This window comes from Bacillus sp. FSL M7-0307 (genome assembly GCF_038627835.1).
In the GTDB taxonomy this organism is placed as follows: domain Bacteria; phylum Bacillota; class Bacilli; order Bacillales; family Bacillaceae; genus Bacillus; species Bacillus altitudinis.
The window spans coordinates 227,017-248,213 of the sequence record NZ_CP152023.1 but is presented as its reverse complement, the minus strand read 5'-3'; the positions used below and the strand labels follow the sequence as shown (position 1 = coordinate 248,213).

25 protein-coding genes and 1 riboswitch are annotated in these 21,197 nt (G+C 42.4%); of the genes, 7 read left to right on the top strand and 18 right to left on the bottom strand.

The window, feature by feature from the left end; genetic code table 11:
- Positions 1–17: 17 nt before the first annotated feature.
- Positions 18–1,877, bottom strand: a complete 1,860-nt coding sequence (locus tag MHI41_RS01390; RefSeq protein ID WP_135010254.1) for a beta-glucoside-specific PTS transporter subunit IIABC — start codon at positions 1,875–1,877, stop codon at positions 18–20.
- 236 nt (positions 1,878–2,113) lie between these two features.
- Positions 2,114–2,950 (bottom strand): PRD domain-containing protein, encoded by an 837-nt coding sequence (locus tag MHI41_RS01385; protein ID WP_017358738.1) that lies wholly within the window; start codon positions 2,948–2,950, stop codon positions 2,114–2,116.
- A gap of 185 nt (positions 2,951–3,135) precedes the next feature.
- On the opposite strand from MHI41_RS01385, the gene MHI41_RS01380 reads away from it, so the two are divergent.
- Complete coding sequence (locus MHI41_RS01380) at positions 3,136–3,336, top strand: hypothetical protein (RefSeq protein WP_008343859.1); 201 nt, start codon at positions 3,136–3,138, stop codon at positions 3,334–3,336.
- Between the two features lie 34 nt (positions 3,337–3,370).
- Here the strand turns inward: MHI41_RS01380 and MHI41_RS01375 are convergent, their stop codons facing one another.
- Together MHI41_RS01375 and MHI41_RS01370 are read right to left on the bottom strand one after the other, a co-directional pair.
- Positions 3,371–4,990, bottom strand: a complete 1,620-nt coding sequence (locus MHI41_RS01375) for an APC family permease (protein WP_024719047.1) — start codon at positions 4,988–4,990, stop codon at positions 3,371–3,373.
- Between the two features lie 343 nt (positions 4,991–5,333).
- Positions 5,334–6,302 carry a rhodanese-related sulfurtransferase gene (locus tag MHI41_RS01370; RefSeq protein ID WP_007498459.1) on the bottom strand — a complete coding sequence of 323 codons (969 nt, stop codon included), beginning with the start codon at positions 6,300–6,302 and terminating at the stop codon, positions 5,334–5,336.
- Between the two features lie 199 nt (positions 6,303–6,501).
- On the opposite strand from MHI41_RS01370, the gene MHI41_RS01365 reads away from it, so the two are divergent.
- On the top strand, positions 6,502–7,584 hold the full coding sequence (locus MHI41_RS01365) for an iron-containing alcohol dehydrogenase family protein (RefSeq protein WP_342494458.1): 1,083 nt from the start codon (positions 6,502–6,504) through the stop codon (positions 7,582–7,584).
- A 51-nt stretch (positions 7,585–7,635) separates the two neighbouring features.
- Here MHI41_RS01365 and MHI41_RS01360 read toward each other — a convergent pair whose 3' ends face one another.
- From MHI41_RS01360 to MHI41_RS01350, 3 genes are all read right to left on the bottom strand, one after another.
- On the bottom strand, positions 7,636–8,463 hold the full coding sequence (locus MHI41_RS01360; protein ID WP_342494457.1) for an aldo/keto reductase: 828 nt from the start codon (positions 8,461–8,463) through the stop codon (positions 7,636–7,638).
- A 181-nt stretch (positions 8,464–8,644) separates the two neighbouring features.
- Positions 8,645–9,106 carry a DUF523 domain-containing protein gene (locus MHI41_RS01355; RefSeq protein WP_045034650.1) on the bottom strand — a complete coding sequence of 154 codons (462 nt, stop codon included), beginning with the start codon at positions 9,104–9,106 and terminating at the stop codon, positions 8,645–8,647.
- A gap of 348 nt (positions 9,107–9,454) precedes the next feature.
- Complete coding sequence (locus MHI41_RS01350) at positions 9,455–9,913, bottom strand: MarR family transcriptional regulator (protein WP_125590869.1); 459 nt, start codon at positions 9,911–9,913, stop codon at positions 9,455–9,457.
- Positions 9,914–10,120: 207 nt separating this feature from the next.
- Between MHI41_RS01350 and MHI41_RS01345 the strand changes: the two genes are divergently transcribed.
- Both MHI41_RS01345 and MHI41_RS01340 read left to right on the top strand, forming a co-directional pair.
- Positions 10,121–10,888, top strand: coding sequence for a GNAT family N-acetyltransferase (locus MHI41_RS01345; RefSeq protein ID WP_342494456.1), 768 nt, complete (start codon positions 10,121–10,123; stop codon positions 10,886–10,888).
- A gap of 137 nt (positions 10,889–11,025) precedes the next feature.
- The gene (locus MHI41_RS01340; protein ID WP_073415831.1) at positions 11,026–11,403 is read left to right on the top strand and encodes a hotdog domain-containing protein; all 378 of its coding nucleotides are present in this window, start codon (positions 11,026–11,028) and stop codon (positions 11,401–11,403) included.
- A 53-nt stretch (positions 11,404–11,456) separates the two neighbouring features.
- Here the strand turns inward: MHI41_RS01340 and MHI41_RS01335 are convergent, their stop codons facing one another.
- The gene (locus MHI41_RS01335; protein ID WP_017358727.1) at positions 11,457–12,629 is read right to left on the bottom strand and encodes an MFS transporter; all 1,173 of its coding nucleotides are present in this window, start codon (positions 12,627–12,629) and stop codon (positions 11,457–11,459) included.
- Positions 12,630–12,706: 77 nt separating this feature from the next.
- A riboswitch (purine riboswitch) is annotated at positions 12,707–12,806 on the bottom strand.
- Positions 12,807–13,206: 400 nt separating this feature from the next.
- Here MHI41_RS01335 and proS point away from each other — a divergent pair.
- On the top strand, positions 13,207–14,640 hold the full coding sequence (gene proS, locus MHI41_RS01330; protein ID WP_342494455.1) for a proline--tRNA ligase: 1,434 nt from the start codon (positions 13,207–13,209) through the stop codon (positions 14,638–14,640).
- Positions 14,641–14,816: 176 nt separating this feature from the next.
- Positions 14,817–14,993: a hypothetical protein gene (locus MHI41_RS01325; RefSeq protein ID WP_017358723.1), complete on the top strand. Its 177-nt coding sequence runs from the start codon at positions 14,817–14,819 to the stop codon at positions 14,991–14,993.
- A gap of 52 nt (positions 14,994–15,045) precedes the next feature.
- Here the strand turns inward: MHI41_RS01325 and MHI41_RS01320 are convergent, their stop codons facing one another.
- The 10 genes from MHI41_RS01320 to MHI41_RS01275 all read right to left on the bottom strand — a co-directional run bounded on the left by MHI41_RS01320 (position 15,046) and on the right by MHI41_RS01275 (position 20,570).
- Entirely contained in the window at positions 15,046–15,822 is a 777-nt protein-coding gene (locus tag MHI41_RS01320; RefSeq protein WP_342494454.1) for a sulfite exporter TauE/SafE family protein, read from the bottom strand.
- Between the two features lie 58 nt (positions 15,823–15,880).
- Complete coding sequence (locus MHI41_RS01315) at positions 15,881–16,111, bottom strand: sulfurtransferase TusA family protein (RefSeq protein WP_008343881.1); 231 nt, start codon at positions 16,109–16,111, stop codon at positions 15,881–15,883.
- A gap of 34 nt (positions 16,112–16,145) precedes the next feature.
- Positions 16,146–17,273 (bottom strand): MBL fold metallo-hydrolase, encoded by a 1,128-nt coding sequence (locus MHI41_RS01310; RefSeq protein WP_272511948.1) that lies wholly within the window; start codon positions 17,271–17,273, stop codon positions 16,146–16,148.
- 15 nt (positions 17,274–17,288) lie between these two features.
- The gene (locus MHI41_RS01305) at positions 17,289–17,849 is read right to left on the bottom strand and encodes a sulfurtransferase TusA family protein (protein ID WP_272511947.1); all 561 of its coding nucleotides are present in this window, start codon (positions 17,847–17,849) and stop codon (positions 17,289–17,291) included.
- A 53-nt stretch (positions 17,850–17,902) separates the two neighbouring features.
- Positions 17,903–18,259, bottom strand: coding sequence for a rhodanese-like domain-containing protein (locus tag MHI41_RS01300; protein WP_272511946.1), 357 nt, complete (start codon positions 18,257–18,259; stop codon positions 17,903–17,905).
- Between the two features lie 14 nt (positions 18,260–18,273).
- Positions 18,274–18,756, bottom strand: coding sequence for a DsrE/DsrF/DrsH-like family protein (locus tag MHI41_RS01295; protein WP_148780777.1), 483 nt, complete (start codon positions 18,754–18,756; stop codon positions 18,274–18,276).
- Between the two features lie 126 nt (positions 18,757–18,882).
- On the bottom strand, positions 18,883–19,143 hold the full coding sequence (locus MHI41_RS01290; RefSeq protein ID WP_003217059.1) for a metal-sensitive transcriptional regulator: 261 nt from the start codon (positions 19,141–19,143) through the stop codon (positions 18,883–18,885).
- Between the two features lie 122 nt (positions 19,144–19,265).
- The gene (locus MHI41_RS01285) at positions 19,266–19,730 is read right to left on the bottom strand and encodes a DMT family transporter (protein ID WP_272511944.1); all 465 of its coding nucleotides are present in this window, start codon (positions 19,728–19,730) and stop codon (positions 19,266–19,268) included.
- Between the two features lie 13 nt (positions 19,731–19,743).
- On the bottom strand, positions 19,744–20,172 hold the full coding sequence (locus tag MHI41_RS01280) for a DMT family transporter (RefSeq protein ID WP_008343887.1): 429 nt from the start codon (positions 20,170–20,172) through the stop codon (positions 19,744–19,746).
- Between the two features lie 83 nt (positions 20,173–20,255).
- Positions 20,256–20,570 (bottom strand): metalloregulator ArsR/SmtB family transcription factor, encoded by a 315-nt coding sequence (locus tag MHI41_RS01275; protein WP_008343888.1) that lies wholly within the window; start codon positions 20,568–20,570, stop codon positions 20,256–20,258.
- A gap of 118 nt (positions 20,571–20,688) precedes the next feature.
- Here MHI41_RS01275 and MHI41_RS01270 point away from each other — a divergent pair, with 118 nt between their 5' ends.
- Complete coding sequence (locus MHI41_RS01270) at positions 20,689–21,195, top strand: hypothetical protein (RefSeq protein WP_282834040.1); 507 nt, start codon at positions 20,689–20,691, stop codon at positions 21,193–21,195.
- Positions 21,196–21,197 lie beyond the last annotated feature (2 nt).

The window sequence follows — 21,197 nt, the reverse complement described above, 5'->3', positions numbered from 1 at the left end:
ATTATGTCCTCCCTTTCTTAAACTAAGTGTAAAAATGATTGTCCTGGTGTCACTTGTTTTTCTTCTGTCTCAATGATATCGCTAAATTCACCGGAATTGGTAATAATCACAGGTGTTGTGACAGAAAGACCTGCTGCTTGAATGGCCTCAATATCAAACTCCGCAAGCAGTTCACCTTCTGTAATGGTTTGGCCTTGCTCAACCTTCGGCGTAAAATGACGGCCTCCAAGTTGTACAGTATCCAGTCCAATATGAATGAGTACTTCTGCTCCACTTTCAGAGGTGAGACCGTATGCATGTCCTGTTGGGAACACCGTTGTCACGACTCCGCTAACTGGTGCAAACAGCTTGCCTTCTGATGGAATAATGGCTGCGCCCTTACCTAAAGCGCCAGATGAGAAGGCCTTATCCTGCACCTCTTCTAGCTTGATGACTTCGCCAGATAAAGGACTTTTCACATGAGCTGCTTTGACACCATGTTCATTTTCAGATGCTGGTGCAGAACTAGCTGCAGGTGCATCTTCTTCATCCACAGGATCTTTGAATCCAATCAAATAGGTTAAGACGATTGAAAGGACAAATGAAACGGAAATTCCGATTAAGAACCCTGTAAATCCTTGACCATAGAAGATCGGAAGTGTCAGTAAACTCGGAAGACCTGACGCGATCGCAATACTTTGTGAATAACCGATAATGGCACCACCCACACCGGCAGAGATAACCGCTGCAATAAATGGTTTTTTCAAACGAAGTGTGACGCCGTATACAGCAGGTTCTGTAATTCCAAATACAGCAGAAACCGCTGTCGATCCAGCTAATGATTTCAGTTTTTTGTTCTTTGTTTTCAGCATAACACCGATTGAAGCACCGGCTTGTGAAAATACAGCTGGCGCAGTGGCCGGCTTAATATGATCTTTTCCATGAACCGCAATATTATTTAAAATGACTGGCACAAGCCCCCAATGGATACCGAAGATGACAAGAACCTGCCATGCCATCGCAATTAAAGCACCGGCAAGTGTAGGGCTAAAGGAGAATACTTTCAGCAGGACGGCTGCAATTCCATTCCCTGCATACACACCAAATGGTCCAAATACGATCAGTGTCAGTGGAACGACCGTGACCAGTAAAATCAGTGGTGTAATAAAGTTTTTCACACTTTCATGAATGACTTTGTTAAAGAAACGTTCGATATATCCCATCACAAACACTGCCAAAATAATCGGGATAACCGTTGATGTATAAGACATTAAGACAACCGGAATGCCGAAGAACGACACATCTCCGCCGCCTTTTGTGAGCTCTTGAATAGTCGGGTAGATCAGTGCACCTGCAATCGTCACAGCGACAAATGGATTCGCTTTAAACTTCCTAGCAGAAGTGAATGCGAGCAGCAGCGGCAGGAAGTAGAACAAGCTGTCTGATGCGGCAAATAAAATTTGATACGACGTATCTTCAGGAGATAACCATTTTGCATTGATACAGATGCCTAGAAGTCCTTTTAAAATACCGGCACCCGCCATGACACCTAGAAGCGGTGTGAAAATTCCAGAAACAATGTCGACGAATTTTCCAAAAAGACTTGTACTTTCTTCACTTGATCTAGCAGATGAAGAAGTGGAATCCTCTAATAGATTCGTAAACTCCCCAATCTCTCGATATACCTCTGGTACGGTGTTGCCAATGACCACCTGAAACTGGCCGCCGCTTTCCATGACAGTCACCACACCATTTAATTTTTCAATGGCTGCTTTATCTGCTTTTGACCTGTCATTTAATGTGAAGCGAAGTCTTGTCGCACAATGGACCAATGAATGAACGTTTTTCTCTGTACCGATATGTTTGATAATGTCTTCTGCTAATTGACGATGACTCATACAAAAACCCCCTTTTTTTCAAAAAAATACGTTTTTAGGCAAAATAAAAACCTAAACGGGCACCAAAAATAGTCGCAACTTGCTATTGCGCTTTTTCAGTGAACGTTTAGGTTTTGCCTGCCGAACAGTCACAATCCTCTAAGACGATCATTGTGAAACCGTATTCTTTTATGTTTATGAGCAAATAGTACCACTCACTTTTTATGATGTCAACGCTTTCTTTTAAAATTCTATCTTTATTTTTCTCGTTTGATGAGTCGATTCAAATGAATCGATAGATAGAGCATCTCCTCTGATGTCAGGTCGCGATGATACGTTTGATACACATATTCCGCGATTTTCTTTGCGCAATCGTACGCCTTCGGATATTTTACTTTAATCAGCTGATATAAATCTTGATCTTCACTGACGAGTAACGTTTCGTTGATGAGACGCTGTACGAAAAAGCGTAAATGTGTGAGAAAACGATAAAAGTTGAGCGAGTCTTCATCAAATTCCATGTTCAGATGATATTTCACAATGGTCAGTATGGCATTCACTTCTTTCGTGATATTGACTGTTGTATTCATGTCTTCATTGAGCTCTGCATTAATAATATGCATGGCAATAAAGCCCGCTTCATCTTCAGGCAGTTCAATATGAAGACGATCTTCAATCATCTCAAGGCATTCCTTCGCCACGAGAAACTCATCTTTGTATAAACGTTTAATCTCCCAAATCAGTGAATTCTCAATCAAGTGGTTTTTCTTTAATCGTTCGATGGCGTAATGAATATGGTCTGCCAGCGATACATGCAGACTTTCGTTTAATCTTCGGTTCAGCTTTGTATGTGCGTATTGGATCATTTCCTCGGTCACCTTGACGACATCATACGGAACCTCTTGAAGCAGCATTTTCATCCGTTCATGTACGGAATGATCCTCTAGGCGGAACACTTTATCAATTAACGCCTCGTCCACCGGGTCTCCGGGACGTCTTTGAAAAGCGATGCCTCTGCCCATGACGACGATTTCTTTTCCTTGTTCATCTATCACACTAATGACATTATTGTTTAGAACCTTTTGAATCTGCATCTCCAAACACCTCCGTCTATAACCAGCCATCTACACTCAAAATATGCTCTCATCTTAACACAACTGTCAAATCACTTGGCGTTTTTATCTGACTTTTGAAATAGATTTCACGATATTTTCACTTCTTTCTTGCTGGTCTGATCCTCTCCCGGCCTGCATACAATACCCCGAGGAGGTGACCTTCGATGAAGGCTTTTTTCTGGTCAGCATCTTTTTTATTCATGTTCATTCTGACTCTCTTTATTCTAGGTATTGTTTTTTGGCTTAGTGGACAAGGCTTAGATCAGCTATGGAGATATGCGCTTATCTGTCTAGTGACAGCCACCGTTCTACACGGCGTTACCACTTGGCTAAAGCAGCATGTCATGGATCATCCATCCAAATAAAAAGGCTGCCCTCAGTATTCAGGCAGCCCTTCCGTTATTCCTTAGATGAGGCGGCTTCTTTCTGAGAAGCACGCAGTTCATCGTTGATTTTTTTCGCATCTTCTAAAAACTCTGTTTCAAATCCACTTTTGAGTGCCCACATATAAAATAACAACGCCACAACTGCAATGAGCGCCATATCCCAGCCATAATGAATGACGTTATAACCGCCAAATTTATCACTGCCGAGACAGGAAATCGTCATCATCACAAGAAGATACACAACCATCCAAGCACCTGCTTTAAAGTGACGGCCAAAGCCCTTCCACTTCGCTTTTGCTTGATAGTAAAAATAGATTGGCAGACCGATGAGAATAATGAACAGCACCTGACCCGTCAGCGGCCATCTCGCCCAGTACAGTGTCAATGATGCAAAGACAAAACCAAGCGGGGCAATGATGCTGAGCCCTTTAATCCGCAATGGACGATATAAATCTGTTCCCGTCTTTCTCAGCGTCATCACTGTCACAGGTCCTGTTAAATAGGAAATCAGGGTCGCTACAGAGATAATTTCAGCGAGAACCCCCCATCCTCTAAACAAAAACAGAAAGATAAACGATACACCCAAATTAAAAAACATCGCTGGACGAGGCACACCGTAAATTGGGTGCAGACGGCCAAGTACACTCGGCATGTACTTGTTTTTTTCCATCCCATAAATCATACGAGACGTCGTCGCAGTATACGTAATCCCTGTGCCAGAAGGAGAAACGAACGCATCTGCATATAAAATAAGGACAAGCCAGTTAATCCCTAGCGCAATGGCAAGGTCAGCAAATGGCGAGTTGAAATTCAAATGCCCCCAGCCATTCACAATCATTGATGGATCGACAGCGCCAATAAAAGCGATTTGCAGCAGCACATAAATGACCGTTGCAATCAAAATCGATCCAACAATGGCGATTGGAATCGAACGCCCTGGATTTTTCGCTTCTCCTGCCATATTAATCGGGCTTTGGAAGCCATTAAAAGCAAACACAATCCCCGATGTTGCCACAGCTGTGAGCACACTCGCCCAGCCGTTCGGCGCAATACTTGTTCCAGAAGTAAAATTCTCACTATGAAAACCTACGAATAAGAGCGCACCAATTGTTAATCCTGGAATGACGATTTTAAAAACCGTAATGAATGTATTCGCCTTTGAAAACAACCCAACTGTCCAATAATTGAGCAGAAAATAAATCACCAGCAGCACACTTGCCACCATGAGCCCCTCAGTCGTCAAAACCCCTTTTGTGACCAAATGGCTTGTCCACTTTGCCCACTCCCAAGGCCATGAGCTCATGTATTGAACGGAGGCAACTGCCTCAACAGGAATCACTGAGACAATCGCGATCCAGTTTGCCCAAGCGGCGATAAATCCAATAAAAGAGCCGTGTGAATATTGCGTATATTTGACCATTCCGCCTGCCTCTGGAAACATCGACCCGAGTTCACTATAAGACAATGCGATAAATAAAATAACAACCATCCCGATCAACCATGACAAAATAGCAGCAGGGCCGGCGATTTGAGCAGCCCGCCACGCACCAAAGAGCCATCCTGAACCAATGATTGAGCCAAGACCTACCATCATTAAAGCGAAAGTTCCCATCCTACGATGCAAATGATTCATGTTCATAACACCTTTCGATTAAAATACAGAGCATGTGTCGAGCAAGCGCCTTTCTTTTATAGCAGCTCACCTTTCATTCCATTGGCAAATACTTTCTGATCTGAACTTTTATCTTTGTTCATTTTTTTGCCTGTTATATTATCTCTCAATTCTCCATTTTCTGAAATAGTCGAACATGCTTATTTCAAAAGAAAGCGCTTTTTCAACTGTTCAATCTATTAGACTGATTAACTACCTTTACCCTTATTTTGAAAAAAACAAAACAAAAAAGAAAGAGGAAATGACTTCCTATTCCCTCTGAACACGTATCATTCAAAGAAAAAAGGATAAAAGGGAAACCCTCTTATCCTTGTGAGATTGCTTGTTCTTTTTCAATGACAGCTAGTCTTTCTTGAACTTCTTCCTCAGACAAATTATGTTGTTTCACATAAAGGTTACGTTCGCTTGTGCGGCATTCATGGCTGCAGCTGCGCATATATTTATGCTCGCTTTCTTCTGTTGCAATCATTTTGCGGTTACATGCAGGGTTCGCACAGTTCACATAACGCTCGCAAGGTTCGCCAGTGAAGAAATCTTTTCCTACCACAACGTGCTCTGTTTGATTGACTGGAACCGTTAGGCGGTTATCAAACACATAACATTGACCGTCCCATAGCTTTCCTTGAACTTCTGGGTCTTTTCCGTACGTGACAATTCCACCGTCAAGCTGGGATACATCTTCAAAGCCTTCACGCTTTAACCATCCTGAGAATTTCTCACAGCGTACGCCGCCTGTGCAATACGTCAGAATTTTTTTCCCTTCAAGAATCTCTTTATTGTCACGAATCCACTCAGGCAATTCACGGAATGTCTCAATGTCAGGGCGCACAGCACCTCTGAAGTGACCGACATCAAACTCATAATCATTACGTGCATCAATCACGACCGTATCAGGTGATTGCATTTGCTCGTAAAATTCAACTGGGCTGAGATGTTTCCCCGTTAATTCTAGCGGATTCACATCATCTTCAAGACTTAAATTCACCAATTCATTTCGATGACGGACGTGCATTTTCTTAAACGCATGACCATCTGCTTCGTCAATTTTAATTGGCATGGACGCAAAGCGTGGATCTTCTTTCAATGCTTGCATGTACTTGTCCGTTTGCTCAATGGTACCAGAAACGGTTCCGTTTATGCCTTCAGATGAAACAAGAATACGACCTAACAAACCAAGTTCCTTACAGAATGCTAGATGCTCTGCTGTAAACGTTTCTGGATCCTCAATGGGGACATATTGATAGTAAAGTAATACACGATATTGTTTTTCCATATATATAAACACCTCTTAAATTTAATCAAAACATACCATTTTATATCATACAGGAAATACATACCTTAAGGCAATGTCAGCAGTTCAATTCCATAAAACGGAAGGGTCTATGGTCTCATATTGTTCGATTATTTGACAGAACTTTCTGTAAAATGAGATGATTTAAGAACTATATGATTTCGTAAAGGAGCATAAGTCAATGATCCAGCCAGAAGAGATCGTCAGAAGCGGTCCTAACCAGTTTATTTCTCAAAAGGGAATTTATCACGAACTCGAGTCACTTGCATCTCCTTTTCATTCACCTGCTATAGTGACAGGATATGACTCATATCAAGCCTTTTCACAGTACACAAAGCTTCCATCCGAGTGGCCTATTGTTCAGCATAAAGGTTACAGTTCACCAAATGCGATTACACGAATTGCGGAAGAACTCAAGAGTTCAGACGTGATCATCGGGATCGGTGGCGGAACGATTTTAGATACAGCGAAGTCTGTTGCCGACGCTCTCCAAATTGAAGTGATCATGGTGCCGACGATTCCTGGGACATGTGCGGCTTCTACACCGCTCAGTGTCATTTATGATGACAAGGGAAATTTCATGAGGGTCGACTATCATAAGCGGTCCAGCTATCTCACGTTAATTGATCATACTTTTTTGCTTTCATCTCCTCTTTCCTATCTCCAAAGCGGAATTGGGGATACGCTGGCAAAATGGTATGAAGCGGAAGCCATTATTCGTAACACAAAAGGCACCTTGCCACTCATGGTACATGCTGCATTAAAGCAGGCAGTGTACGTTCGTGACATTCTTCTGACTCATAGTGAAGAAGCCGTTAGCAGCTTAAAAACAGGTCAGCTTTCTCAAGCCTTTGCAGATGTAACAGATACGATCATTACGTTAGCCGGAACAGTCGGCGGCTATGGAGGACGTTATGGAAGAATGGCAGGAGCCCATGCTGTTCATAATGGATTAACATTTATTGATGAAACACATCATGTGTTACATGGACAAAAAGTGGCCTATGGCATTCTCGTCCAGCTTGCCGCAGAAAACCGTATGACGGAAGTAGAAGAATTACTTGAGCTCTATCAAACACTCGGATTACCTAGAACGATGCGTGATCTTGGCATCACAGCTCAGCTAGAGGAAGCAGCACATACAGTGGCAAACCATGCTGCATGTAAAGATGAAACCTTTTGTTTGATTGGAGACTATACCAAAGAGCAAATTGTCGACGCCATTCAAATCATTGAGACCTATCAGCCTCAAAAGACGGTCTGAACATAGGGGCAAATAAAAAAGCACAGGCATCCCGCCTGTGCTTTTCTTATATTAAAAATCGAAGTTATCTGGGTCTGGACCCGTGCGCTCATCTTCATTGAGCTGATCAATGACACTCATTTCATGGGTGGACAACTCGAAATCAAATACGTTTGTGTTTTCGATGATTCGGCTCTTCGTCACAGATTTCGGAATGGTGATAATGCCATGCTGCAAGTCCCAGCGAAGAATGACTTGCGCCACTGACTTCTCATGCTTTTTCGCAATATCTTGAAGCACCGGATGGTTAAGAAGTTTCCCGCTGCCTAATGGCGACCATGCTTCTACATGAATGCCTTTTGCCTTGCAGTAGTCACGTAAAGGCTCTTGCGTCAGCTTCGGATGCAGTTCAATTTGATTGACCATTGGCACCACTTCTGCCTCTTCTAATAAATCTTCTAAATGGTGCTGATGGAAGTTACACACGCCAATGGCTTTCACACGGCCATCCTTATAAAGCTTTTCTAGCGCCTTCCACGTTTCTTTATATTTGCCTTCAACCGGCCAATGGATTAAATAAAGATCCAATACATCCAGACCTAGTTTGTTCATACTCGTTTCAAAGGCTTCAAGCGTTGACTCATATCCTTGATCACTATTCCAGACTTTTGTCGTAATGAACAGATCATCGCGAGAGATGCCTGATTGCTGAATGGCTTTGCCAACACCTTCTTCATTTTGATAGGCCGCTGCTGTATCTATACTGCGATAGCCAGCTTCAAGTGCGTCTTTGACTGCATTTACAGCCTCATCCCCATCTTTTACTTGCCATACACCAAAGCCAAGCTTCGGCATTTTCACTCCGTTAGCTAATGTGACTGTATCTGTTAATCCACTCATCAAACAAACCTCCGCTTCATTTTTGCTTACCATGCACTATACCCGAATGTGCGAAAGATCATGCATGAAAATAGACCATGCAAGGGCTACTATGATCTAATTTTATTTTGTCCCATACTAACAATACAAAATTTTTATGTGAATATATTTGTTTTTATATTAAATAGATTTCTACTTATCCCTATACAAACAGCGAGGTCCAATCATCCTCCTCAGAGAATACTTGAATCCCATGCTGTTTCAGCAAGGCAGACGTCACACCGTCCCCAGCCTTTGTCTTCCCGTTAAACTCTCCCCGATAGATCATCCGGCTTCCGCAAGAAGGACTGTACTCTTTTAACACGACGGATGTTGCGCCAAGAGTCTGAACCTGCTTAAGCGTGTCTTGTGCACCTTTTACATACATCTCTGTCACATCTGTTCCATGAACATCAACTACAGAAGCCTGCCCCCGTAAGACATCATGACCATCTCCACCAATAATTTCTGCGGGTGGCCTTGGTGTAGAGAAACCGCCAAGCAGCTCAGGGCAAACTGTTACCGCCTTTCCTTCCTGCACAAGCTCCTCGATACGTTGATCTAATCGATGGCTGCCATTATAACGGACCTTTAATCCCGCAAGACAAGCACTGACAACGATCATGTATGTTCCTCATTTCTTTGTATTGAACGTTTTTTGCTGACTTTAAAATAAATCCATAAAGGCAAACAGAGTATCGTGTACATCAGAAAGGGCAGAGCACAATACAAAACAGCCGCCCACATGGACCCTTCAACTCCTGTCATCCCAAAAAAATAAACAAATAATAGCAAGCTGACAAACAATCCGACGAACGGCATGATAAAAACATACTTTTTAAAATTTTCCATCATCTCTTTCACCAACACGGCACCCTCCCTCAATCATCATCACGAACAACGTCAATATATGTTAATTTTACCATAAAAAAACCGAAAGCATCTAGTTTATAGAAAGCTTTCGGTCCGTTTTTTATATCTTTTCCTTCCAAGTCTTTAAGAAGCGCTCGATAACCTGTAGCTCGCCTTCATTAAATTCATGGAGGAATTCTAAATAGGAGGAGACTGCCTGTTCATGAAGCTCATCATGCAGTGCCGCCAGCTGTGTACCTTCCTCTGTCAGTGAATAATAGACGGATTTCTTGTCACCTTGCCGGTGGCAATAGTCGACCATGCCTTTTTCGATGAGCTTTTTCACAGCCTTTGTAATGGCGGGTTTTGATAGTTTTAGTTGTTGTGAAAGAAATGTATTATTGGATTCGTTAGGGTTTGCTTGAATCATAGATAAAATATGAAGCTGTGTAAGTGTCCAATCTTGCTTGAGTGTATCAGTCGTGGTAATCAGTGGATCTGTTGGATCGTTCCGTTTCTTTTCCCTATGCATAATCAAATCTTGAATCGCTTTTAAGACAATCTGCTCTTTTGTTTCCATCTGAACCTCCACTCTTAACTGGTTAATAAAATGGTACTAATAATCAATAAAGGAGTCAAAAGAAATGTGGGGATGAGGAAAAGAATGGGTCATCAGACCTGATAAATAAAAGAACTTTTTTACTAGATTACAAGAGACGGCACAATTTCCTTTTCTTTGCTATCATTTATGATAGGTAACCCTCAATCAAAAAAAGAAGGTGAGAGAATGAAAACAGAGCAGCAAATGGCCATTCGCCAGTTAGAAGAAAAAATAAATTTGTTTTCTTCTGTTGTAAACGGATCGTTCCTATCAACAGAAGATTTCGTTCTATCAAACACGCATATATCAACTGACACGTTCAATTTATTATTACCGATTTCAGCGCACATACAAGATCAACAAAAAGTGGCAGCTGCCATCGAACAAATGCAGCAACAGCAGCTAACATTCAGCACATGGATCACTCAAAGCCTGCTCCACCCCGATTGGTCGAATATCATGCAGAAACATGGGCTTCAAGAAGTGGAACGCAATACCATCATGATGCTTGAACATACAAACGACATCGATCAAAGGACCTCTCAATCGCTTACGATCAAGGAAGTGACTGACGATCAAACTTTTCTCGATTATCAACATTTATTTATCGAACTTTTCGAAGGATCACCTGAAGCAATCGCTTTAAACACCTATTTCCAGCGCTTCTCGATTGAACGATTAAACCCGAGTACCCGCATGTTCGTTGGATATGAACACAACAAACCGGTCACAACGGGCTTATTGATTGAAACAGCAGACAGCTATGGTATTTATGATGTCATCACAAAGGCAGAACACCGCGGAAGAGGACTTGGCAGTGACATGTTTCATTACCTTCTGACCCAGACAGATAACAAACAAAAGTGTGTAATGTTACAAGCCTCAAATGACGGCAAACATATCTATCAGCGTGCCGGATTTCATCCAATTGGAGAGATGGTTATTTTTGAATAGAAGATGACATTTTTCCTGACGTATCAAGGGCAAAGAAAGGCATCCTGTCTCTTCTTTGCCTCTAACATCTCATCACAAAAATGAATGTACATTCATTCACTCCTTTGGTACATTTAAAAAAAGGAGCTGAAGAACAGATGGTTCGACCAGGCGATCAATTTCAAACAAGCAAAACCTATACGCATGAAGATGTGATCCAATTTGGCGAGATGACAGGTGATCTTGGCAAACATCATACCGAGCTAGATGATCAAGGCAGGCTCATGGTACACGGCTTTCTCACAGCAAGTCTAGCCACGAAGCTTGGCGGTCAGTTTCATTTTATCGGTCAAGAGATGACATGTACCTTCATACGCCCTGTTTATACAGGTGACACCATTACCTGTCAGATGGCCGTCACCAAAGTAGAACCCCTTGAAAAATACCATCGTGTCCACCTTTTTTCCCGTTATATCAATCAGCATGGAGAAGAAGTCATTACTGGTAAAAGCGAAGGTGTGGTTTTAAAAAAATAAAAAGCTGCCTATGATGAGGCAGCTAACTAACACGGAAACGATCTTATTCTCTTCTATTCAGCGTGATGCTGACGATCCATATAAAGCGGCGGTCTCTTTAATGAAATCACTGCACAGCTAAAGGCAATCAGCACAAAAACAGCGCCGAATTTAGCCAAATCAACAGATGAACCAGTCATTGTAAACATGACGCCGCCCACTGCTGATCCAATGGAAATTCCAATTTGCAAAGCGGATGTATTTAAACTTTGCTGAATATCAGACGTCACAGGGTCTGTTTGAATCAAATAGCTCTGCAAAGCAGGTGTCAGTGCCCAGCTAAGAGCACCCCATAAGACAACCATCACCATAAAGAGCATAAACACTCCCGCTGTATAAGGAAGGATAAACATCACAATGGCAAACGCCATGGTCACAAGCAAAATGGCTTTTCCTGATCCTAATTTGTCACTCAGCCAGCCGCCAAATCCATTCCCGCCAATCGACGCAAGCCCGAAGACCAAATAACAAATACTAATCCAAAACGGAGTCATATGCAGAACTTCCATCAGAAATGGCGTGAAATAAGAATACAGCATATAATGACCAGCAAGCATGAACAAACTAATCAAATGTGCACTGAAAATTTTCGGATGCCCTAAAGAACGAATTTGTTCTTTAAGCGGTGTGACTTTTTCAACAGGCATTTTCTCCAATAGAAAATAAATGAGTACCATAGATATGGCTGACAGAATACTGATTCCTAAAAACATCACTCTCCAGCCAAAGCTCTCTGTAATAAAAATACCGATCGGTACACCGAGAACAAGTGATGAGCTAATCCCAATAAAAATCAGACCTAATGCTTTCGCTCGATGCGCCGGTTCCACCAGCTTGGCCGTAATCGTTAGTGATAACACCACAACAAGCGCCGTACTCATGGCAATCAAGACCCTAGAGATCATGACAAGGGCAAAGGTGGAACTAAAATATGTGAATACATTGCCTAATGTAAAGACCAATAATGCGATTAAATAAAGACGCTTTCGTTCGATTTTGGCTGTGACGGTCAGCAGCACCGGTGCTGAAATAGCATACACAATCGCAAATACCGTAATAAGCTGCCCAGCTGTCGCAAGAGACACATTGAGATCCTCTGCTAAACTTGGCAAAATGCCCCCGACCACAAGCTCAACTAATCCAACCGCAAAAGTAGAAACAGCTAATAAATAAACTCTCCAGTTCATGTCTAACATCCCTTCTCTATATCATGGCTTTCACTTTTGATACAGGGTGCAGACAAACAAAAAAACCCTGATTACAAAAAAGGAAAGCGCGCTTTTGTAATCAGGATTTATCGGATCCTGGTAGAAACCCTCAAACCATATTATTGAGGTTATACAAGTCTATTTTTTTCTTCAAATATATTAGCATAGCCTTACATAACGTGCAAGCTGTAAAAACAGAAAATGTCTGCCAATGGCTCAGCGACATAAACGACCTCAGAATGGCATGAAATGAACTTGCGGACCAACTTGCTTTCTCCCCCATTTACAGGTAAACTGATGAAAAATCAACGAACAAGGATCAACGTAGATCTGGAATAGTAGCTTGAATTGATCTTTACCAGAGAGGGAACGGTGCTGAGAAGTTCCTACTGACATCTTCAAGTGAACCTGCCGATTTAGTTCTGTTTCATACAGCGGTTCATACCGTTATCATGATCGAGTGTAAAGCTGTGCTTTAAATTAGGGTGGTACCACCAGGAATGGTCCCTAACTTAAAGCACAGCTTTTTTGTTTTTTTAAAAGGAGGAAAAAGACGATGTCAAAGAAACAATTTGTTGAGAAAATTACAAGCATGGAAGACGACTTTGCCCAGTGGTATACAGATGTTGTCACAAAGGCGCGTCTCGTCGATTATTCAAGCGTTAGAGGCAGTATGATCATTCAGCCATACGGTTTTAAAATTTGGGAGAATATTCGCGACGAACTTGATCGTCAAATCAAAGAAACGGGTCATGAGAATGTCTATATGCCGCTCTTTATCCCAGAAAGTCTGCTCCAGCAAGAAAAGGATCATATCGAAGGCTTTGCTCCTGAAGTGGCGTGGGTGACACATGGCGGTGATTCGGAATTACAAGAAAGACTCTGCGTCAGACCAACGTCTGAGGTGCTGTTCGCTGAGCATTATAAAAACATCATTCACTCCTATCGTGATTTACCTAAGCTATATAACCAATGGGCCAATGTCGTCCGCTGGGAAAAGACAACACGTCCATTCCTTAGAACCCTTGAATTCCTCTGGCAGGAAGGGCACACTTGTCACGAGACTGAGCAAGAGGCGATTGAAGAAACAGAAAGAATGCTCCATATCTATGCGTCTATTTGTGAAGAGCTTCTAGCGATCCCTGTCATTAAAGGCAGGAAAACAGAGAAAGAAAAATTCGCTGGCGCCCGCTTCACCTATACAGTCGAAAGTCTAATGCATGACGGAAAAGCCCTGCAAACCGCCACTTCTCACTTCTTCGGCAACGGATTTGCCAAGGCGTTTGGCATTGAATTTTTAAATCGCGAAGGAAAACTAGAGCATGTCCAGCAAACATCATGGGGCTTCACCACAAGAATCATTGGCGCTATGATCATGGTGCATGGCGATGACAGAGGACTTGTCCTGCCGCCAAACATTGCGCCAACCCAAGTACGTGTTGTGCCAATTGCTTCCCATAAAGAAGGTGTCCTCGATCATGCCTATGAATTAAAGGATCGACTCGCACGCATCGCACGCGCTGACATCGATGCAAGTGATAAACAGCCAGGCTGGAAATTCAACGAATGCGAAATGCAGGGCATCCCATTACGCGTAGAAGTAGGACCAAAGGATATGGAAAAAGGCCAGGTGATGCTTGCAAGACGAGACACAGGTGAAAAGCAAGCCGTCACGTTAGATGCACTTGAACAAACCATCACGTCCACGCTTGAAGACATTCAGCAAACGATGTACGAAAAAGCAAAAGAACGATTACATGAAAAAACATCAAACGCCCACACAATCGAAGACATCGTGCAGCTTCTTGCCGAAGAAAACAGGTTGATCAAAGCCATGTGGTGCGGTGATGAAGACTGCGAAAACGACATCAAAGAGAGAACAGGGGCGACATCACGCTGTATCCCGTTTGAACAACAATCCGTTTCTGACACATGTGTCTGCTGCGGGAAACCTGCTTCTGATATGGTGTTCTGGGCAAAAGCCTACTAATCATACTTCAAATTGTTGACAAAGAATGCGAGGATTTGTCTATTCGCTGAAGCATCTTATACGATGCTTCTTTTTTTGTTAAAAAGATCCAAATATCCATTGACCTCATTCACACAATCCCCTATAATTCATATTAATATAATCGGTTTTTAAGACTTTAACTGGAGTGGTGATCTATGAAGCGCTGGCTCTCAATATTTAACGAACGTTGTCCAAAATGTAAAACAGCATTAGACGTCTCGAAATCTAATGCCCTGCAAGGCAAAGTCGTGAAAACATGCCCCAATCTTCATTATCAAAAAGAGTACCACCCTGCACTTGAAACGTATATCGAGCACGATGATATGAAATAAAAAAGACCAACACATGGAAAAGAGCCCTTGCTCTTAGTTGTTGGTCTTTTTCTTATAATAAATTCAGCCAGATTTTAATTGCTGTAGCTGTAATCATCACGGCAAGTGCCCATTGCAAATAAACGGCATTGATCTTCTGACCAATCTTCGCCCCAATCGGCGCAGCAATCAAACTGGCCGCCATTAAGACAAGCGCAGGCATGAACATGACTTGACCAGTCAGCACTTTCCCAGCCGATGCGCCGATCGCAGAGAGAAACGTAATCGCCAGAGACGAGGCAATCGTCATCCGCACAGGGATTTTGAGAATCGATAGCATCACCGGCACTAAAATAAAGGCACCGCCTGCACCTAATACACCCGATACACTTCCGATCACAAAGGCAATACCAGCCGCCAGTCCTTTATGAAAGGTCACCTCTCCATCTGCTTCTGCCCGCTGACCTTTTTTCGGAACAAGCATTAAAATGACAGCGACAATGGCAAGAAGACCATAGACTACATTGATGCCTTTCTCTGGAAGGAAATGTGATAAATAGCTGCCTAATAAACTCCCTGCCAATATACTGCTCCCCATATATAAAATCAATGGACGATGTAAAAATCCGCTTTTTCGATACGCCAGCACACCGCCGAGTGTCGAAAACAGTACTTGAATGGCACCAATCCCTGTAACCTCGTGAGCCGATAATGCCATCACTCCGACTAGAGGCGGGATATAAAGCAGCATGGGATAGTTGATCACCGATCCTCCTATTCCAACCATTCCTGATAAGAAGGAACCAATAAATCCGATGATAAATAAAGTAATGAAAAATGCAAAATCCACGCTGGTCTCCTCCTTTGCAAAAGGAAAAGGGGCTCCCTCATAGATACCCCTCTCCCCTTTAGGACCCTTTTCTCACCCAGAACTTCAGCACATGCCCTTCATCTGTCTGCGTGATCAATTCATGTCCGCTTGACTTAGCCCATGCAGCCAAATCAGCTTTAGCTCCTTTATCTGTTGCATGTATTTCTAATACTTGGCCTTCTGCCAAGTCATTCATTTTTTTCTTCGTCCGAATAATCGGCATTGGGCATGCAAGCCCGGTTACGTCTAAAATGTGATCTGATGTCATCTGATCATCCCTCGCTTCTTTATTTTATTGAACATTATCGAATCGCACAACGGTTTGGACCAATTTCCATGTCTCGCTGTGCTTCCTCGTCTGGATGCAGCTTCCCCATATTGGTAGACCGAATGTCTTGATAAGCGTTTGGCTGTGCAGGGAGATCCTGCGTGACCATTTGTCTAAATACGTCTTCATCTTCAATGTTCAGCCCGTGATTTTCTTCAAACAAAGCGCCTAGCTCCTTCCAAACGCTCCCGTTTTCATTAAGCTCATCCACGATCATAAAATGTGCAGGCAGCACAATCAATTCTGCCGAAAGCGCCGTATATCGTGTATAAAGGGTTTCCCTCAAATCACCTACCCAGTCCTCCGCCATACCGGCTAGATCAGGTCTTCCGATCGAATCAATGAACAAAATATCACCTGAAAGGAGATAACGGTCGTCTACGATAAAAGAGGTTGAACCAATCGTATGGCCTGGTGAATAAAGGGCGTGAATATCAATCTCCGCCGCTCCAATCGTTACACGCTGCCCTTCTTCAAGGTGATTGTACGCAAATGTCACCTCTTCGGCGTCTTTTGGCGGCAGCCAATAGGTGGCCCCAGTCTGTTCAGCCAGCTTTTTCCCGCCAGATATATGGTCCGCATGAAGGTGCGTATCAAACACATGCGTCACTGTGACATGATGTTTTTTAGCAAATTGCGTATAGACCTCCGTCATTCTAGCCGCATCAATAATCGCAGCTTCCCCATTCGACATGATCATATACGACAAGCATCCCTTGCCCATTCGCACAAATTGGTACAACTCTCCACCGCCAGTTAATTCACCGATTTTCACTGGCTCTAAATGCTCACTCCATGCCTTCATACCGCCTTGCAAATAACGGACCGTTCTGCCTGCCTCTGACAGCATCTCTGCCACCATAATAGAGGAGCCTTCTTTCGCACAAACGACCAGTACATCTAGGTCATCCGGTATGTTCTCCACCATATCCTCTACGCCATCAAGAAGCTCAAAGTAAGGCACATTTAAATATTCAACGGCTTTCCCTTCAATTTTCCAGTCCTGCATATCTGATTCGTTTCGTACATCCAACAAAAAGATCGGCTCTTTGTTGATGATCTTTTTTGTTAACTGTTCTGCTGTCATTGCTTTTACAGTCATCGTTTCATTCAGCTCCTATTTTTCAATCTCTCCTGTCCAGCTGTTCATGCCTGGCACTACATTGATCAATTGATGAAATCCTTTTTCTTTTAACTTTTGTGCGGCTAATTCACTTCTTCTGCCTGAATGACAGATGAGGTAAATGAGCGTCTCTCGGTTCAATTCTTCAGCACGTTGTTCCACCTCGCCAAGAGGGATGTGAACAGCTCCTGGAATATGACCCGCTTCATATTCATCCGGCTCTCGTACATCTAAAATAAACAATGACTGATCTTCTTTTACCTTCTGTTGAAACATGTTCAACGACATTTCCGAAATCATTGACTGCTCCTCCTCCTGTTTCGCTCCGCCTTTACGGATCAAATGATGAAGCACCGGTCCTTCTACTTTCGTTCCTAAAAATTCATGACCGGCGCTTTTTGACCAAGCTGCTAAATCCGCTGTAGACCCTTTATCGGTTGCTTGCACTTCAAGCACATCTCCTGGCAAGAGCTCATTCATTTGTTTTTTCGTTTTGACAATGGGCATTGGGCATGCCAATCCTTTTGCATCTAGAATTGCTGTTGGTTGCTGCATTGTTTTTCCTCCTTTTTATAGGGGTGGGGGTATATTTTAAAGCCTATTTATACCTATAATCGCCAAGCATTCATGCCACCCTTGATATTCGTAATGTGGGTAAATCCCTGTTTTTTTAATAATTTAGCCGCCTGCATACTTCTCATCCCGCTTTGGCAGATCACATAAATTTCTTTGTCTTTCTCAAGCTCATGCGCTCGATTCCTTAACTGTGGTAAGGGGATATTTTGAAATCCTTTTATATGATTTGTTTGAAACTCTAAAGGTGATCGCACGTCTATCAGCTGTTGATGCCGACTATGCAATTTAGGTTTCAGATGAGCTGCTTCCATTTGTTTCACACCCCGTACAGGAAGAAAACGGCTCACAAGCAAAGCGATCACAATGATGAGCAAAAGCGTTTGAATCATGTATGAACACCTCCCTAGATAAATAAGTTCACATTCCCGATTTCTGCCTCTGCTAAATACGCTGCCACACCTGCATATTGAATGTCTGCTAGTAACTCGTTCTCCTGTAGCCCTAAAAGATCCATCGTCATCGTACATGCCACGAGGTTGATGTCTTGTTCCTTCGCCATATCAATGAGCTGCGGCAGGGTCATGGCATTGTGTTTGTTGATCACATGCTTAATCATCTTCGGTCCCATTCCTGCAAAATTCATCTTTGACAGCCCCATTCGATCAGCGCCACGCGGCATCATTTTACCAAACATTTTTTCTAAAAATCCCTTCTTCAGTGGCACCATCTCTTCCTTACGCAAGGCATTCAGCCCCCAAAAAGTATGAAAAATAGTCACCTCGTGATCATAAGCTGCTGCGCCATTTGCAATAATATAAGCGGCCATCGCTTTATCATAATCTCCACTAAATAAAACAATTGTTGTTCGTTTTTTCTGTTCCTCCATTATGATCCTCCTTATCTCAATTACCCGTGTGGGTATACAAAAAGCAAAAAAATATATACACATACCGGTAAGGGTATATTATAACAAGTAAAAAAATTCGTCAACCTTCAAAGGCTGAGGAATTTCTTACCGGCTTTTCACCAAGAGCTCAACCGCTTCTTTGACAAGCCCCTCTGTATCCTTGCCCTGCTCAAGACTTTCACGGACACACTGTTCAAGGTTTGTACTCACAATCACACCCATTGCCCGATCAATGGCATTGCGTGATGCAGACAGCTGCGTCACCACTTCACGGCAATCCTTTCCCTGCTCCATCATCGCAAGAACCCCTTTAATCTGCCCTTCAATCCGGCGAAGACGATTCTTCATCTGCTGATTATACTCCACGTTTAACACTCCTTTCTCTTTTCCCTATGATCAGATAGTATACCCTGATAGGTATTTAGTCAAACATGATGAATCAGTATAAAAGAGCTGCTGAGAGCAAATGTCACAGCAGCCCGTTCTCTTTAAGCACTCGCTTCCTCTCTAGAGCGCTTATTTCCTTTGTAAATAAAATAAAGAGCGATCAGCATAAAGAACAATGCCAATATGCGTTTGAGATCAAGTGAAATCATTAGGCTATGGAACCAGCCAAAATGATCGATGACCATTCCAATGACAAGCTGCCCAGCAATCCCCGCAATATTCGCAGCAATGACACCGATTTTCGGAACAGCGACCACTGTCAGGATTAAATAAGCCGTTCCAAGAAAAGCCGCACTCAACTGCCACTTTGGTGCATGCAAGAGATTCAACAGATGTCCGCTCCCAAAGAATAAAATCAGAATGGTCAAAAACATCGTACCCGTTAAAAAGGTCAAAAAGGTCGTTTCAATCGTACCTGCTCTCCTGCTAAACGTACCGTTTATGGAAGATTGCGCACTTAACGTAATGCCTCCGATGAAAGTAAATAAAATTAACAATAATGTCATATCGACTTTCCTCCTAATGAATAAGAATAAGGGCAATGATCATCGAAATGACCGCAAATACCTTCTCTTTGTTTACTCTCGTTCTCTGACTCCCAAGCCAGCCAAAATGCTCAATCACCATACTCATCAGCAGCTGACCAATAATGACAGCCACCATCGTTACCCCCACACCAACAAATGGAACACTCACCACAATAGACGTTAAATACACAACCCCCATCGCTCCGCCAAGTAGCGACCATTTCGGTGCCTTCAACGTATAGGAAAGGTCACCTTTGCCAAAAAAGAGCCACAATAGCCCCATGATAATTGAACCGACAAAAAAGTTATAAAAACTCGTTTCTAACTGTCCGATCGACTTCCCAAGTTCCGCATAGATGGCTCCTTCAAAACTAAGTGCCGCACCCGCTAATAGCGCAAGTACATAAAAAATCAAACGCATCATCAAATCTCCTTCAATTCATATATTTATATATCTAGATAAACAGATATATAGAATAGAAAAAAACAGAAATCACACATCCTTTAGATCTCTGTTTTCATATATTGTCCGATCTGTTGGATAAATTCTTCATTTCGTCTATAGTATGTCCATTGCCCATGCCGTACCGATTCGAGCAGACCAGCCTTTTGCATCAAATGTAAGTAGCTAGAGACCGTTGATTGAGAAATTTGCGCCTTTTCTTGAATATCCCCAACACAAACGCCCCCCTTATAACTAACCTCCTTCGGTAAATGAGCGCCTTGCTTAGGAAAATGCTTCTCAGGTTCCTTAAGCCACTTTAAAATATTCAACCTTGTTTCATTCGATAATGCCTTAAACACATCAATAGGTTCCATGGCAGACATTGTATATCTAGAAATACCGATATGTCAAGCCATTGCATATTCACCTCTAAATTGGTAAAAAGGAAATAATCAACGCTATAAGGAATATTTCAAGGAAAGAGGGCAACCCATGACTTTACAGCATTATATTGGATCAAACAAAGAACTGCCGCTTGGTACCATTGGTCAAAACCCTACCTATAAACCATTCTCTGAACTCAATATCAGCATGTTTGATAAAAAACAAAAAAAGCACAAAACCTATCAAAAGGAAGATCTTTTGATAGAAGTATTTGAAACAGAAGAGGATTTCGAAGGCATTCATATTGATTATCTAGATCCCGTCTATGAAGAGGTAAGAGACAAATTCACGCACCCTTTTGTTTATGAATTAGACATCATTCATTCTCTTCGTGCACTTTTTAAATTCATTGAAAAAGAGCTGTCAAAAGGAGAAACCATCGAAATCTATTCTTGTCTAAATGAACTCGAAATGAAAGAAAAGGACGATCAATTGGATGTAGAAATTGACCTAAGCAAAAAACGGTTTGGAAAACATATCGATTTTAAAGGGATCGATGAACTGATTGATATGTTTGAATTAGAAAACTTACAATATGTGTTGGTGAAGAAGTAAAG

Coding starts and splice junctions, on each gene's coding strand:
- MHI41_RS01285 (WP_272511944.1), bottom strand. CDS start 19,730: ATGACATTATTGTTAATTTTATTTACTTTCATCGGAGGCATTACGTTA.
- MHI41_RS01345 (WP_342494456.1), top strand. CDS start 10,121: ATGAAAACAGAGCAGCAAATGGCCATTCGCCAGTTAGAAGAAAAAATA.
- MHI41_RS01340 (WP_073415831.1), top strand. CDS start 11,026: ATGGTTCGACCAGGCGATCAATTTCAAACAAGCAAAACCTATACGCAT.
- MHI41_RS01380 (WP_008343859.1), top strand. CDS start 3,136: ATGAAGGCTTTTTTCTGGTCAGCATCTTTTTTATTCATGTTCATTCTG.
- MHI41_RS01325 (WP_017358723.1), top strand. CDS start 14,817: ATGAAGCGCTGGCTCTCAATATTTAACGAACGTTGTCCAAAATGTAAA.
- MHI41_RS01370 (WP_007498459.1), bottom strand. CDS start 6,302: ATGGAAAAACAATATCGTGTATTACTTTACTATCAATATGTCCCCATT.
- MHI41_RS01310 (WP_272511948.1), bottom strand. CDS start 17,273: ATGACTGTAAAAGCAATGACAGCAGAACAGTTAACAAAAAAGATCATC.
- MHI41_RS01335 (WP_017358727.1), bottom strand. CDS start 12,629: ATGAACTGGAGAGTTTATTTATTAGCTGTTTCTACTTTTGCGGTTGGA.
- MHI41_RS01355 (WP_045034650.1), bottom strand. CDS start 9,106: ATGATCGTTGTCAGTGCTTGTCTTGCGGGATTAAAGGTCCGTTATAAT.
- MHI41_RS01365 (WP_342494458.1), top strand. CDS start 6,502: ATGATCCAGCCAGAAGAGATCGTCAGAAGCGGTCCTAACCAGTTTATT.
- MHI41_RS01360 (WP_342494457.1), bottom strand. CDS start 8,463: ATGAGTGGATTAACAGATACAGTCACATTAGCTAACGGAGTGAAAATG.
- MHI41_RS01375 (WP_024719047.1), bottom strand. CDS start 4,990: ATGAATCATTTGCATCGTAGGATGGGAACTTTCGCTTTAATGATGGTA.
- MHI41_RS01390 (WP_135010254.1), bottom strand. CDS start 1,877: ATGAGTCATCGTCAATTAGCAGAAGACATTATCAAACATATCGGTACA.
- MHI41_RS01350 (WP_125590869.1), bottom strand. CDS start 9,913: ATGGAAACAAAAGAGCAGATTGTCTTAAAAGCGATTCAAGATTTGATT.
- proS (WP_342494455.1), top strand. CDS start 13,207: ATGTCAAAGAAACAATTTGTTGAGAAAATTACAAGCATGGAAGACGAC.
- MHI41_RS01300 (WP_272511946.1), bottom strand. CDS start 18,259: ATGATTCAAACGCTTTTGCTCATCATTGTGATCGCTTTGCTTGTGAGC.
- MHI41_RS01295 (WP_148780777.1), bottom strand. CDS start 18,756: ATGGAGGAACAGAAAAAACGAACAACAATTGTTTTATTTAGTGGAGAT.
- MHI41_RS01270 (WP_282834040.1), top strand. CDS start 20,689: ATGACTTTACAGCATTATATTGGATCAAACAAAGAACTGCCGCTTGGT.
- MHI41_RS01275 (WP_008343888.1), bottom strand. CDS start 20,570: ATGGAACCTATTGATGTGTTTAAGGCATTATCGAATGAAACAAGGTTG.
- MHI41_RS01280 (WP_008343887.1), bottom strand. CDS start 20,172: ATGCGTTTGATTTTTTATGTACTTGCGCTATTAGCGGGTGCGGCACTT.
- MHI41_RS01385 (WP_017358738.1), bottom strand. CDS start 2,950: ATGCAGATTCAAAAGGTTCTAAACAATAATGTCATTAGTGTGATAGAT.
- MHI41_RS01305 (WP_272511947.1), bottom strand. CDS start 17,849: ATGCAGCAACCAACAGCAATTCTAGATGCAAAAGGATTGGCATGCCCA.
- MHI41_RS01315 (WP_008343881.1), bottom strand. CDS start 16,111: ATGACATCAGATCACATTTTAGACGTAACCGGGCTTGCATGCCCAATG.